The following is a 13,705-nucleotide window of genomic DNA, read 5'->3' as shown; positions in this document are numbered from 1 at the left end:
TCGCGAAATGGTCACAGCCGGGTCACACTGGCCCCGTGACCAGCACGGAGTTCAGCCGCCGCCGTTTCCTGCGGTCCGCAGCCGTAACGACGAGCGCCATCGGCGCGGCCGCCGCGATCCCGAGTGCGCAGTCGCAGATCTCCGTTGACACCTCCCCGGATCTCCACGAGTTCGACCTGCCGCCGCTGCCGTTTCTGCACGGGGTGGCCTCCGGTGATCCGCTGCCGGATGCCGTGGTGATCTGGACGCGCGTCACCCCCGACGAGGCCGCCTTCCCCGGCTCCGGCGTCGGCCTTCCGACCACGCTGCACTGGGAGGTGGCGGAGGATGACGGCTTCGGTGTCGTCGTCAAGCGTGGCGAAGTGATCAGCGATCCGCTTTCCGACCACACCATCCACGTCGACGTCCAAGGCCTCGACCCGGACCGCGTGTACTTCTACCGCTTCACCGTGGTCACCGGGCCGCACGAGGGCGCGGCCTCTCCGACCGGGCGGGCCAAAACCGCGCCGACCGGCACCGTGGACAACCAGCGCTGGGCGGTCGCCTCCTGCGCGAACTGGGAATCCGGGTTCTTTTCCGCCTACGCCGACATGGCGGAGCGCGCCTGGGCAGGCGAGCTGGATCTCACCGTTTTCCTCGGCGACTACATCTACGAATACGCCCACAACGAGTACGCCGGTCGAGGCCCGGTGCGCAAGCACCACCCGGCGCACGAGATTCTCACGCTTGCCGATTACCGCACACGCTACGGCCGCTACCGCACCGACCCAGCGTTGCAGGACGCGCACGCCGCGCTGCCGTGGATCGTGGTGTGGGACGACCACGAGGTGGCGAACAACAACCACCGGGAGGGCGCTGCCAACCACCAGCCGTACGAGGGCGAGTTCTCCGCCCGGCGCGATGCCGCCATGCGCGCCTACTACGAGTGGATGCCCGTGCGCCACACGGAGACCTCCGCGAAGGGCCGGCTGTACCGCTCGTTCACGTTCGGCGACCTGGTGGATCTGACCATCATGGACCTGCGCACCTACCGCGACGTGGAGTTCTGGCGCGGCGGCTCGCGCCAGCCCGGCGACGCGCGCACCATGCTCGGCACCGAACAGTACGACTGGCTCACCGACACCCTCGAACAATCCACCGCGACGTGGAGCGCCCTGGGCAACTCGGTGATGTTCTCCCCGCTGCACATCGGGGCGGTGTTTAACAACCCCGCCACGCGCCCGATTGCGAAGTCGCTCAGTTCCAACATCCTCACCAGCGAAGTGCCCATGCCGGAGATCAACGAGCTGCCGCTCAACGGCGACCAGTGGGACGGCTACGACTTCGAGCGCCGCCGTCTGATCAACACTCTCGGCCGGCTGAACAAAACTCCGATTTTCCTCACCGGCGACATCCACTCCGAGTGGTGCCACTCCATCCACCACGGCGGCGAGGAGATCGGTTGCGAGGTCGTCTGTTCATCAATCACGGCACCCAACGCCGCCGAATCCACCGGTGTCCCGGCCGGCAGCGCCCTGTTCGGCGCCGCGAACCGCTACCTCTACGCCGCCAACCCGGACCTTCAGCACGTCTGCCTGGATTCCCACGGCTACACGGTGGTGGACATCTCCCCCGACACCGTGCGCATTGACTGGATGCGTGTGGACAACGTCCTCGTCCCCGAATCCCCCACGCGCCTCGCCCACTCCATGGTGTGGCGCAAGGACCACGGGTTTATCGCCTAGCCGCTGCGGCGGCGCATCTTCGCACGGCGCATATCGATCGCCAGCGCAATGCCGATGATCGCGGCGTGCTGCCGCTCGTCCAGCCCCGGCTGGATGCGCACCCGGTAACTCGTCTTGCCCATCATCGCGCGCCCCATACCGGAATACTCCGCGTCCACACGCGCGATTTCACGGCCCTGGGAGGTCAGCGTGTAGTTGAGCTGGAAGACCTCGCCGACGATCTCCACGCCCGGAAAGCCCGCGATCTCGACGTCGAATTTCGCCCCAATCCACGCGAACCGTTTGGTCAGCCGCGCCAACTGCATCTGCGGCTCCACCAGGTGCACCGCGTAGGTGTCGCGGATGAAATCGACCGGATCCTCGATGCTCAGCACATGCCTGCCGCCGGTGTCGAACACCTCCACCCCGCGCGACGCTTTGACCAGGTCGCTCATTTTCAGCGTTTGCCGGGCCGTGCCCAGCACGTCGCCGTGTGCGTTCTCGATTGCAAATTCGTCGCGGCCCAGCGCTTTCGTTTGCGTAACGACGATCTCGTTTTCCCTCAGCATGCCCCCGAGCGTAGTTCCCGCGTGGAGGTGTCGCAGGCATGCGAAAGGCCCGGGCGAAGCCGGGCCTTCCTTAGGAGTTAGAGGAGGTTACGCCTCGCTCTTCGGAGCCTTCTCAACGGTGGTCTCCTTAACGACGGTCTCCTCAGCCTGGGAGGAGGAACCCTCAGCGGAGGAACCTGCCGCGGCGTCGCCCTCCTTGGAGGAAGAACCCTCGCCGAAGACGTCCTTCACCGAGGAGCCTTCGCCCTCAGCCTTGGCGGAGCTCTGTGCCCACTCCGGCAGCTCGCCGTCCTTGCACAGTGCGGACAGGACGCCGATGCCTGCAGCCAGACCTGCGATGGACAGGCCGAGCGCGGCTGCCTGGGTGACCTGCGGTCCGAACTGTGCCTGCAGGCGGCCAGCCTCAACCTGGATCTGACGCATCCACTCCGGCTGCGGACGACGGTTGGTGTTGCCGCCGATGCCCAAGTCCTCGAACGGGTTCGGGATGTTCATCTGCGCGGAAACGTTCGCCGCCGCCTTGCCCAGCTCCTGGCCGATCGGGCCAGCCAGCGGCGCGCCGATTGCGACCAGCAGGCCAAGCGGCACCAGCCACAGCAGCGGGTTGGACTCAGACGACATGCCGGCGAGGCACTTCTGCAGGTTCTCCGAGGAGCCCTGCTCGGTCACTAGGTTGTTCGGCTGGACAACCTCAACCGTGATGGTGGTGTTGCCGTCCTTGCCCGGGATGGTCACGTCGTACTCGCCCGACTTCGTGCCCTCCGGAACGGTGACGTAGATGTTGTCGCCCTTGCGCTCGATGATCCAGCCGTCCGGCGTTGCAATCTCGCCGTTGCGGTCGCGTGGCACGTAGATCACCAGCGGGTTGTCCTTGCCCGGTACGGCGGGGATGGTGCCCTCAGCGGAGCGGACCGGAACCTCGATGGTCTTGGTCTCGCCGTTCGGGTAGGTCACCTCGACCGGGACGGTGATCGTGGTGTTCGGCTTCAGGTCTGCCGGCGGGGTGATGGTCAGATCGCCCGTCTTCGGGTCGATCGTGATGTCCCAGCCCTCCGGAACCTTCCAGCTATCCCGGATCTCGAAGGTGATGTCCTTGCCGTCGCCATTCGGGAACTCCGGCGTGAACTGCTGCTTGTCACCCGGGTAGACGATGATGACGTTGCCCGTGCCCGGAACCTCGCCCGGCGCGGTCGTCGGATCCTTCACGGTGATCTTCGCCGGGACCTCGTCGGTCTTGCCGGTCGGGTAGGTGACGGTCACATCGATGGTCTTGGAGTCGCCCGGCTTGGCGTTCTCCGGAACCTGAACCGTGATCTCGCCGGTCTTCGGGTCGATCACCGGCTCCCAGTCGCCCAGGTCCTGATCCGGGGTGATCTCGAAGGTGGAGTCCTCCGGGACGTTGTCCTTGCCCGGGGTCAGGGTCACATCGTCGCCCGGGGTCTTCTCCACCGCCGGGTACTTCGGTGCGCCGTGGACGATCACCTTCGCCGGGACGGTGTCCGGGGTGTCAGAGTTCGGGTCGGTGACGTTGACCAGGATCTCCTTGACGTCGCCCGGGTTAGCGTTCTCCGGGATGGTGACGGTGATCTTGCCGGTTTCCGGATCGATCACCGGCTTCCACTCGCCCAGGTCCTGATCCGTTGCGATTTCGAAGGTGGAGCCCTCGACCACGTCGCCGGTCTGCGGCAGCTCGACGGTCTCGCCCGGCTTGTCGGTGATCTGGCCATATGCCGGCTCGTTGAGCACGATGACCTTGGCCGGAACCTTTGCGTCGGTGGAGCCGTCCGGGTACTTCACATCCACCAGAATGGTCTGGGTGTCGCCCGGGTTCGCGCCCTTCGGAATGGTGACAGTGATCTCGCCGGTGTTAGGGTCGATCTCCGGTGTCCACTCGCCCAGGTCCTGGCCCGGGGTGATCTGGAAGGTGGATCCCTTCGGCAGATCCTTGATCTGGGTCAGGGTGACTTCGGTGCCGCGCTTGCCCTTCTCGGTGCCGTAGCCCGGGGTGGTCACAGTTGCGTCGAAGTCCTTGACGTTGACAACGGGCTTAAGCGTATCGACGGAACCGTCCGGGTACGCCACCTCAACAGCGAACTCTGCGGTGTCGCCGCCCTTGGTGTCCTTCGGTGCGGTGACCTTGAGAGTGCCGTCCTCAGCCGGCCCGGCGGTCCAACCCTCCGGGGCGTTCTTAACGGTGTAGGTGGCGTCGATGACCTTGCCGCGCACGTCGCCCGGCTGCTTGGCCAGCGCCACGTTAACGGTCTTGCCCGGCTTCACGGTTGCCGGGGACTTGTACTCCGGCGCGAACTTCTGCACCGGGACCTCGCCGGTGAACTCCGGCGAATCCTGGTCGACGCGGCCGAGGTCGTCCAAAACGCGCAGCGCCTGCGGCGAGTTGTAGGCCTCGTGCTCGGAGTCCTTGGTCTCCTCGCGCGGCTGCGCGAGCAGCTGCACGTCGACCTTGGCCGGCTTGTTGTCGTCCACGCCGCCGGTCGCGTTCTTCGGCAGGGTGACGTAGACCTTGCCGTTGGCGTCGACACGCACCTTCGCGTCGGTGACAGCCTTGCCGCCCACGGTGACGTTGCCAGTCAGACGCTCGAAGTCGTTCTCGGCGTTGGCGACGGTGATGCCGGTGTCGTACTCGTTGCCGTCGGCGATGATCGCCTTGGACTCGGTGGACGACGCGGTGATCGGCATGCAGTTGTCCGTCTCAAACGGCCACGGAGCGACTTCGACGATGCCCCAGGTTTTCACACTGGTGCCGGTCGAGCCCATGGCGCTGGGCTGGTTGATCTTCCACGCCCACGTCTGTTTATCCAGGGAATTGTTCAGGCCAAGCCCCACAGAAACATTCTGCGTCCCGCGCTTTGCAAGCGTGAACTCCTTGGTGTCGGCCGGAATAATGTCCGTGACGTCGAGCGCGACGGCATCGCCGCTTTCCGGGAACTTGGCATCGAACGTGAGCGCGCCCGGCTGCTGCTCTTTCACCGTGAACGACTGCGTGACGTCCTTGGATGCGTAGTTGATTACGTCGAACTCCGCCTCGGCGCGCTCGAAGATGCGCTCACCCTTCTTGTCCAGGGTGACCCACGTCAGGTATTCGGTGTTAGCCCTGTTCAGCGCGACGCCAGCGGAGACACCGCTCTGGTACGCCTCCCGGGCTTCGTCCGGACGAGAGGTGGAAACGGTGTCCTCCATGACAACCTGGCATTCCTCCTGTCCCGGGTTGCCGACCGCACCCGGTGGGCTGACAAACTTCTCCGGCAGCGCAGTCGCGTGCGGCGCCACGATGGCGGAGGTGCCGAGAGCCAGCGCGACGGCGCTCGCGGCGATCTTCTTCGGGTTCATTGGGTTCTCCTCTTGTCTCAATAAGCAAGTGCCATACATCACATGGACACAAGACTCGGACCCAATATGGACAACATTCAGCAAACATACAACAGTTTTTTACATAATAGACAGCTTATGTTTCAGGAGCCCTTAGGTTTATTGAGACGTCCACAACCATGGATCGAGCGACAATTGCGCCGGATCGAATCGCTGGAGAATCCCATTTACACTGGTCACACCACCGCAGCCAAGCGACGCAGCGATGTCGCCAACCACATCAGCCACACCTTTTTCGGCCAACATCTCCCGCAACGTGACCGCGCCATCGCGCTTTGCCAAACGACGACCTCCCGCCCCGACAACCAGCGGAACGTGAATATAAGAAAACGCTGTGAGCCCTAACTGGTCAGCTAAGTACGCTTGCGCGGGTGCCGACGGCAACAGATCGTCGCCACGCACAATCTGGTCCACCCCCTGAAACCCGTCGTCGACAACCACCGCGAGGTTGTAGGCCCAGTCCCCCGCCTGCGCCTGATCCAACCGGCCACCGCGCTTTAAAATCACGTCGTCAACCGGTCCCGTGTACTCGCCGTGGTAGAAGTCCTGCACCGTCCACTCGCGCGCGTGCGCACGCAGGCGGATGGCGGGGAGGCGGCCCTCTTCGGCGAGCTGGGATCGTCGTAAAGCACGCTGCTCTTCCGTGAGATCGCGGCAGGTGCCCGGGTACATTCCCGGCTGGGTGTGCGGTGCGGAGGCGGCCTCGCGGATGTCGCGGCGCGAGCAATAGCACTCGTAGGTGTCCAGGCGAGCGAGCGCCTCGGCGTACGCGTCGCCGCGATCATGCTGGTAGAGCACCGGCGGATCGAAGTCGAGGCCCAGCGCCTCCAGGTCCTCGATCTGGCGCGTAGCGGACTCGTCGGACGAGCGCTCTGAATCTATATCCTCCACGCGCAGGTAGAACTTCCGGCCGGTCTGGCGCGCAAACAGCCAGGCCAACACCGCTGTTCGCAGGTTGCCGAAGTGGAGATCGCCGCTCGGGCTCGGCGCGTAGCGGCCAGCAGGACCTTGGAAAGCAGACATGTGTGCCATGATATGGCGCATGTCACCGCGTGTATCCCGTTCCCCATTTCCCTATCTTCTCGCCGTGTTTTGCGCGGTGTTTCTCATTTCGAACATCACGGCGCAAAAAGGCGTGCAACTCGGGCCGTTGATCACCGACGGCGCGTTCTTCCTCTTCCCGCTGTCCTACGTCATCGGCGACGTCATCGCCGAGGTCTACGGCTTCAAAACCGCACGCCGCGCCGTGTTCACCGGCTTCGGCATCGCGGTGCTCGCCGTTGCGACGTTCTACATCGCCATCTGGCTGCCGGCCGCCGACTTCTATGACATGCAGGACACCTTCGCCGCCGTGCTGGGGCTTCTGCCGCGCATCGTGGCGGCCTCGCTGGCGGGTTACGTTGTGGGTCAGCTGCTCAACGCGTGGGTGCTGCAGAAGATGAAGGACCGCTTCGGCACCGAACGGCTGTGGGCGCGCCTGATCGGCTCCACCATCGTCGGCGAGTTCGCCGACACGCTGCTGTTCTGCTCGATCGCGGCCGGTGTGATCGGCATCGACTCGGCGGGCTCCTTTATCAACTACGTTGTCGTCGGGTTCCTGTGGAAGACCCTCATGGAGGTCGTCCTGCTGCCGATTACCTATCCGACGATCGCAGCCGTGCGCCGGGCCGAGGAGCGCGTCAGCGGGGAGACTGCGTAGCCGCAGAGTCCCGGCCAGCGTCGTTGGAACATACCCCGCCACCGGGCAGCGTCGGGCAAAACCTGAATTCGTTGGCTTCTCATCCTGGACGATCGCAGTAATGGCCGCGATTTCCGCGGGCTGAATTCAGGTTTTCTCCGACGCTGCCCCGCGTGACTAGTTGTTCCCCGCGTAATAGCGGCCGAGGAACTCGTCGCGGTACGCCTCGTAGTCGCCGGCGTCGATGGCCAGGCGGATGTTGTCCACCAGACGGATCATGAACTCCAGGTTGTGCATCGTGCACAGCGTGCCAGCCAAGAACTCCTTGGCCTTGAGCAGGTGGTGGATATACGCCCGCGAGTAGTTCTCGGAGACGTAGCCGCCGAACTCCTCGTCCACGCCAGAGAAATCGCGTTTGAAGCGAGCGCCGGCGAGGTTCATCCGGCCGTCCAGGGTGTACACGCCGCCGCGGCGGCCCAGGCGCGTCGGGGCGACGCAGTCGAAGGTGTCGACGCCGGCCTCCACGGCGGTGAAAATGTCGTCTGGCTCGGAAATGCCGAGCAAGTGACGCGGCATAGACACCGGCAGTTCGTCGGTGACCCACCCGACGATCGTGCCTAGGTTTTCCTTCTCTAGCGCGCCGCCGATGCCGAAGCCGCCAAAACCCCGGCGCCCCTCATCGCGCGCCTCGCGGTCCAGATCAAGCAGCCCGTGCACAGCGGAGCGGCGCAGGTCCTCGTATTGCGCACCCTGCACGACGCCCCAGAGGGATTGGAGGGGTTTGTCGGGGCGGGTCGTCGTCAAGCGATCGTGCTCAATGAGGCAGCGGCGGGCCCAGCGACGCGTGCGCTCCACGGAGTGTTCCTGGTAGGTGCGCGTGTCGACGAGCGTGGTCAGCTCGTCGAACGCAAACATAATGTCCGCACCCAATTGGTGCTGGATCTGCATCGACACCTCGGGGGTGAAGCGGTGCGAGGAGCCGTCGATGACGGATTTGAAGTCGACGCCGTCGTCGTCGACACGCGCCATGCGGTCCTTGTTGGCGGCGCGGATGTCGGCGTCCGTCAGGCCCGCGGTGTCCATCGCGAGGACCTTTTTAAAGCCGACGCCGAGGCTCATGACCTGGAAGCCGCCGGAGTCGGTGTAGGTGGGCCCGTGCCAGTTCTCGAAGGCCGCGACGCCGCCGGCTTCGTCGACAATGTCCGGGCCGGGCTGCAGGTAGAGGTGGTACGCGTTGGACAACATCGCCTGGGCGCCTGTGGAACGGACCTGCTCCGGGGTGAGCGTTTTCACCGTCGCCTTGGTGGCCACGGGGATAAACGCCGGGGTCTGGATCGAACCGTGCGGGGTGTGGATGACACCGGTACGACCGTGGCGGCCCGGCGCGGGCTCCAACTGGGTACCGACGTCGAACGTGGTGTCGCGGGAAAAGTCCGTCATGCGTGTTCCTTTTCTAGTTCGGTGCCCTCAATGTCCACCTCGGGCAGGAGTTTGTCCAGCCATGCCGGCATCCACCAGGAGGCGCGGCCGAGCAGGTACATGGTGGCGGGGACGAGGGACATGCGGATGAAGAAGGCGTCGAAAAGCACGGCGACGCCGAGCGCGAAGCCGAAGATCTGAATAAACGGCAGCGGCTGATCCAAAAAGGCGATGAAGACGGCGATCATGATGATCGCGGCGGCGGTGACCACGCGCGCGCCCTGGGTGAAGCCTTCGACGGTGGATTCGTGCACGGCGCGTAGGCGGTCGCCGTCATTGCGCAGGTAGGCCTCGCGCATGCGGGTGACCAGGAAGACTTGGTAGTCCATGGCCAGGCCGAACGTGACGCCGATAAGGAAGATCGGCAGGAACGACAGGATCGGCGCCGGGGTGTTCACCAGGCCCCACAGGCCTTCTTGGAACACGAGGATGGTCACGCCGAACGCGGCGCCGACGGATAAGAGGAAGCCGAGCCCGGCGACGAGCGGCACCATGATCGAGCGGAACACGATGACCAACAGCACGATCGCCAGCCCCACCACGATGGAGAGGTAGAGCGGCATGGCGTTCGCGAGCTCTTCGGTGATGTCCATCTGCACCGCCGTCAGCCCCGTCAGCCCGACCTGGATGCCGGTGGCGTCTTCCACCTGGCCGATGGCGTCGCGCACGCCGTGTGCGATTTCCAGGGTGCGCTCCTTTTCCGGGCCACCGGTCGGGGTGGCCAGGATCTGGGCGGCGGTCATGTCGTCGTTGGCGGCGATGAGCTGGGCGTGCTCGATGCCGTTGACGGAGCCGATCTCCCCGACGGTGTATAGGAACGACGCCAGCGCGGCCTTCTCGGCGTCGCCGCCGGCCTCGTCGGGGATCGCGCCCATGTAGGGCTGGAGGATCTCCGAGTCCGGGTTCGCGGTGTGCGCGTCGACGACGAGCAGTAGCGGCGCGTTCACGCCGGGCCCGAAGCCTTCGGCCATGAGGTCGGCGGACTTGCGCTGGGTGGTGTCGTGGTTGGAGGTGCTATCGGACGGTAGCGACATCTCCAAACCGAGCACCGGCGCGGACAGGGCACCGAGCCCCAGCACCACGACAGCCATAACGAGCCCCGGCGCCTTTTCGACGAAGCGCACCCAACGCTTGCCCATCGAATTCGCATCCAGATCCTTCGCCGGGCGCTTGCCCGGGCCGGGGTTGCCGGCCAGGCCGGGGATCTTGCCCGCGAACGCCTTGGACCCCCACGCGCCGAGTAGCGCCGGCACGAGGGTGAGCGCCACCAGCACGGCGATGAGCACGGTCGCGGCGGCGGCCAGGCCCATCCAGGTGAGGAACTCGATGCGCGCGAGCGCCAGCGCCACCAGGGCGGTAAAGACGGTGGTGCCGGCGAAGACCACCGAGGATCCGGCGGTGCCCACCGCCATGCCGGCGGCCTCCTCCGGCGGGAGGTGTCGCGCCTCCTGGCGGTAGCGCGAGAGAATGAACAGGGCGTAGTCGATGCCCACGGCCAGGCCGATCATCACGGCGAGCACCGGGGTGACGTCGTTGAGTTCCACCCAGTGCGTGGTCACCAGCACCAGCAGCGCACCGATGCCCACACCCACCACGGCGGAGATGATCGGGATCACCGACGCCGCCAGGGAGCCGAACGTGACCACGAGCACCAAAAACGCCACGGCCAGGCCGACCATCTCGGAAGTGGTCTTAATGGCGATCGGTTCGCCGAAGCCAGCGCCGCCCGCCTCCACCTGCAGGCCAGCGTCGCGGCCGATCTGCATCGCCTCGGTGACCACGTCGCGGTCCGCCTGGTCGACGGACATGGAGGATTCGGCGTCGAATTCGAAGGTGGTGTAGCCGATGCGGGCGTCGTCGCTAAGCATTCGCAACTGGTACGCGTCCGCATTGGCGCGCTCCTCCGGCATGCCCATCTCGGTCATCTGCCCGACGACCATGTTTTGCAGATCCTTGTTCACCTGCACGGGGTTGCCGAAGCGCTCCCCGTCCACGCCGAGGTGGTCGCGGATGTAGCCGACGGTGGAATCCATCGCCGCCATGTATTCGGGTGTGTCCAGACGCTGCCCCTCGGGCGCGGCGAAGACGAGGTTCACGCCAGGGGCGGTGGCCACATTGCCGGCCTCGGGAAAGTTGTCCTCCATGGTCTGCAACGCCTCGATGGCGGGCGTGCCTTCAATGGCGAACTCGGAGGTGAACGGCTTCATCAACGAAAACGCCCCGGTCGCGGTCGCGCCAAGCAGCACGAGCCAGGCCACGATCACCCGCCATTTGTGCAGGTAGGACCATCGCCCGAGGTTGTACAGCAGTTTCGCCACGTGAACACGGTTCCTTCTGTGTATGGAAAAAGCCCCCGTTGCCGGGGGCTTTAACTCTTGGCGGTAGCGGCGGGATTTGAACCCGCGGAGGTTTTACCCTCACTCGCTTTCGAGGCGAGTACCTTCGGCCGCTCGGACACGCTACCGCGCAATAGATTAACGGTAGCGCTACCGAGAAACCAAATTAGCGCTCAGCTTCGTCGCGCTTGTCCTCGACCTTGGCTGCGACCTCGTTGGCCTTGTCCTTGATGCCGTCGACAGCGTCGGAGAGCTTCTCCTTAGCGCCGCCGATGAGCTGGTCGGCCTTGCCCTCGTTCTGCAGCTTCTCGTTGTCGGTTACGTCGCCGAGAGCTTCCTTGGCGTTGCCCTTGAGCTGATCTGCCTTGTCCTCAAGACCCATGATGATTCTCCTTAGATTCGTTGCGGTCAGTTAGGCCACTAAGTGTAGGCCCAAACCTTCACCTATTGGGTAACGATTCAATTACTCCTGACATCTTCGAAGAAATCCCCCAGCAACCTGACAGTTTCCGCCTCCAGCACGCCCCCGCGCACCTCCGGCGTGTGCAGGTGCCGCGGGTCCCGGATCGCGTCCAGCACACTGCCGACCGCCCCCGTCTTCGGCTCCCACGCACCAAAAATCAATGACGACACCCGCGCCCCCAACACCGCTCCCGCACACATCGTGCAGGGCTCTAGCGTGACGACGAGCTCGCAGCCGTCCAGCCGCCACCTCCCCAACGTCTCGCACGCCTGCCGGATCGCCTCCACCTCGGCGTGCGCGGTCGGGTCGTTGCCCGCCTCGCGACGGTTCACGCCGGTGCCCACCACCTCACCGTCGGGGCTGAACACGACCGCGCCGACCGGCACGTCGCCCGGCGGGGTCGTGCGCGCAACCTCGATCGCGCGCCGCATCCGCTCCTCGGCGCGGCGGGCCGGTGCGCTAATCGACGACATCCGCCAACTCATCGCCAAACCCCAACTCGTCGGCGATGGTTTGGGCGAGATCGGCCGGGTCGGCGTCGTCGTCAAGCAAAATGCTCAAACGCTCCTCGGAAAGGCCCAGGTCGGCGAGGATGGCGAAGTCGCCGTCCGCCCACCCGTCGACGTTATCCAACTCGTCAGGGTCGATGTCCGGGATTTCCACGTCGGCTTCATCGCAGATGTCGGCGGCGAAATCGTCGTCCACCGCCATCGTCGCGTCCGAGATCAACAGACGCACCCGCGACGGGCCGGGGCGCACGATAACCAGGTAGTCCTCTTCCACGTTGAGCAGCGCAAACGAAGCGCCCTCCGCGCGGAGTTTGCGCACGGCGGAAACGGAGGTGGAAAGATCCGTGAAGTCGTCGTCAAACTCGCGCACCTGCCAACGGCCGTCCGTTTGCGCGACGGTGACGGCGTACCCGTCCGTGTAGTCCTGGCTCATGGCACGCCAGCGTAGTCCGCCGTGTCGGGAGTGTCACTAGACTTTAGCCGGTGACTACATACCAACTGCCCCCAATCTGCATCCTCGGCCTCGGACTGATCGGCGGATCGCTCATGCGCGACCTCCACGCGCGCGGCGAACGTGTCTACGGCTTCACGCTGCACGGGGCGCGGGCGGCGCGCAGGGACGGCTTCGACGTCTCCGACTCCATGGATGAGGTGCTGCGCCGCGCCGAAGCCGACGGCGCGCTTATCGTCGTTGCGGTGCCCATGGGCGCGGTTGCGTCGGTGCTGGACCAGGTGGCGTTATATGCCCCGTCGTGCGACATCACTGACGTCGTGTCGGTGAAAAACCCGGTGTACGACCTCATCGTGGAACGGGACATGCAGGCGCGCTACGTCGGCGGCCACCCGATGGCGGGCACGGAGTTCTCCGGCTGGAACGCCTCCCACGAAGGGCTGTTCTCCAGCGCCGCGTGGGCGGTGACCTACGACTACGCCCGCGAGGGGCTCGCCGACCAGCACTGGGCAGCGCTGTTCGGCACCGTGTGCAAACTGGCGTCCGTCGTCGGCGCGGAGGCGGTGCCAGTGCGCGTTGCGCTTCACGACGAAGCCGTCGCCCGCGTCTCCCACCTCCCCCACGTCATCGCGGAGGCGCTGTCACTCGTCGGCGACCGCGGCGGCACCCTCGCTCAGTCCCTGTCCGCCGGGTCCTTCAGGGGTGCGACCCGGGTCGCCAGCACCGAACCCGAACTCGTGCGCAACATGTGCGAAACCAACGCCGAATCCCTCGTGCCGGTGCTCGACGAGTTCATCAGCCTGCTGCAGGACGCGCGCAATTCGCTTGACGACGACCCCGCGTCCCTTTCCCACCTCTCCGAAGCCGGCCACCGCGCGCACCTGCGCATGGCTGCCCGCAAGGGTGCCCGTCGCGAGTCGGTGTCGCCCGTGAAGATCTCGTCGCGCCCCGTCATGCGCGTCCACCCCGGTGCGCCCGGGTGGGTCGATCAGCTGGAGCAGGTCGAATCCCTCGGCGGGCGCGTGGAGGTGTTTTAGGTTTTTGGGGTTCGGGGGTGTTGGACATGCTGACCCGGGCGAACTAGCAGATCAGAGTTTGGCCTCACCGTTTCCCCAGGTGGTATTGAAACC

Annotated in this window: 11 protein-coding genes and 1 tRNA gene; 3 read left to right on the top strand and 9 right to left on the bottom strand. The window is 65.4% G+C overall.

The window, feature by feature from the left end; all coding sequences use genetic code 11:
- Window positions 1–35: 35 nt before the first annotated feature.
- Window positions 36–1,724, top strand: a complete 1,689-nt coding sequence (locus tag IAU68_RS00590) for an alkaline phosphatase D family protein (protein WP_171193157.1) — start codon at window positions 36–38, stop codon at window positions 1,722–1,724.
- Here IAU68_RS00590 and IAU68_RS00585 read toward each other — a convergent pair.
- The 3 genes from IAU68_RS00585 to gluQRS form a co-directional block, all read right to left on the bottom strand.
- Window positions 1,721–2,272 carry a phospholipid scramblase-related protein gene (locus IAU68_RS00585; protein ID WP_171193156.1) on the bottom strand — a complete coding sequence of 184 codons (552 nt, stop codon included), beginning with the start codon at window positions 2,270–2,272 and terminating at the stop codon, window positions 1,721–1,723. The two genes, IAU68_RS00590 and IAU68_RS00585, sit on opposite strands and share 4 nt — an antisense overlap.
- Before the next feature lie 87 nt (window positions 2,273–2,359).
- Window positions 2,360–5,620: a YPDG domain-containing protein gene (locus IAU68_RS00580; RefSeq protein WP_171193155.1), complete on the bottom strand. Its 3,261-nt coding sequence runs from the start codon at window positions 5,618–5,620 to the stop codon at window positions 2,360–2,362.
- A 138-nt stretch (window positions 5,621–5,758) separates the two neighbouring features.
- Window positions 5,759–6,682: a tRNA glutamyl-Q(34) synthetase GluQRS gene (gene gluQRS, locus IAU68_RS00575; protein WP_171193154.1), complete on the bottom strand. Its 924-nt coding sequence runs from the start codon at window positions 6,680–6,682 to the stop codon at window positions 5,759–5,761.
- On the opposite strand from gluQRS, the gene IAU68_RS00570 reads away from it, so the two are divergent.
- Window positions 6,681–7,358: a queuosine precursor transporter gene (locus IAU68_RS00570; RefSeq protein WP_171193153.1), complete on the top strand. Its 678-nt coding sequence runs from the start codon at window positions 6,681–6,683 to the stop codon at window positions 7,356–7,358. The genes gluQRS and IAU68_RS00570 overlap by 2 nt on opposite strands.
- A 156-nt stretch (window positions 7,359–7,514) precedes the next feature.
- Here IAU68_RS00570 and tgt read toward each other — a convergent pair whose 3' ends face one another.
- From tgt to IAU68_RS00540, 6 genes are all read right to left on the bottom strand, one after another.
- Entirely contained in the window at window positions 7,515–8,777 is a 1,263-nt protein-coding gene (gene tgt / locus IAU68_RS00565; protein WP_171193152.1) for a tRNA guanosine(34) transglycosylase Tgt, read from the bottom strand.
- The gene (locus IAU68_RS00560) at window positions 8,774–11,134 is read right to left on the bottom strand and encodes an MMPL family transporter (RefSeq protein WP_171193151.1); all 2,361 of its coding nucleotides are present in this window, start codon (window positions 11,132–11,134) and stop codon (window positions 8,774–8,776) included. The genes tgt and IAU68_RS00560 overlap by 4 nt, the downstream gene beginning before the upstream one ends.
- Window positions 11,135–11,192: 58 nt before the next feature.
- Window positions 11,193–11,280: transfer RNA gene (locus IAU68_RS00555), tRNA-Ser, on the bottom strand.
- Between the two features lie 38 nt (window positions 11,281–11,318).
- Window positions 11,319–11,534, bottom strand: coding sequence for a CsbD family protein (locus IAU68_RS00550; protein ID WP_171193150.1), 216 nt, complete (start codon window positions 11,532–11,534; stop codon window positions 11,319–11,321).
- A 77-nt stretch (window positions 11,535–11,611) separates the two neighbouring features.
- On the bottom strand, window positions 11,612–12,100 hold the full coding sequence (locus IAU68_RS00545; protein WP_231699045.1) for a nucleoside deaminase: 489 nt from the start codon (window positions 12,098–12,100) through the stop codon (window positions 11,612–11,614).
- Window positions 12,075–12,557, bottom strand: a complete 483-nt coding sequence (locus IAU68_RS00540) for a tRNA adenosine deaminase-associated protein (protein WP_171193149.1) — start codon at window positions 12,555–12,557, stop codon at window positions 12,075–12,077. The genes IAU68_RS00545 and IAU68_RS00540 overlap by 26 nt, the downstream gene beginning before the upstream one ends.
- Before the next feature lie 50 nt (window positions 12,558–12,607).
- On the opposite strand from IAU68_RS00540, the gene IAU68_RS00535 reads away from it, so the two are divergent.
- Window positions 12,608–13,612, top strand: coding sequence for a prephenate dehydrogenase (locus IAU68_RS00535; RefSeq protein ID WP_171193148.1), 1,005 nt, complete (start codon window positions 12,608–12,610; stop codon window positions 13,610–13,612).
- The last annotated feature ends 93 nt before the right edge of the window (window positions 13,613–13,705 follow it).

Source organism: Corynebacterium lujinxingii (assembly GCF_014490555.1).
GTDB classification, from domain to species: domain Bacteria; phylum Actinomycetota; class Actinomycetes; order Mycobacteriales; family Mycobacteriaceae; genus Corynebacterium; species Corynebacterium lujinxingii.
Note: the sequence above shows the minus strand (reverse complement) of the source record. Positions and strands in the feature narration are given on the sequence as shown.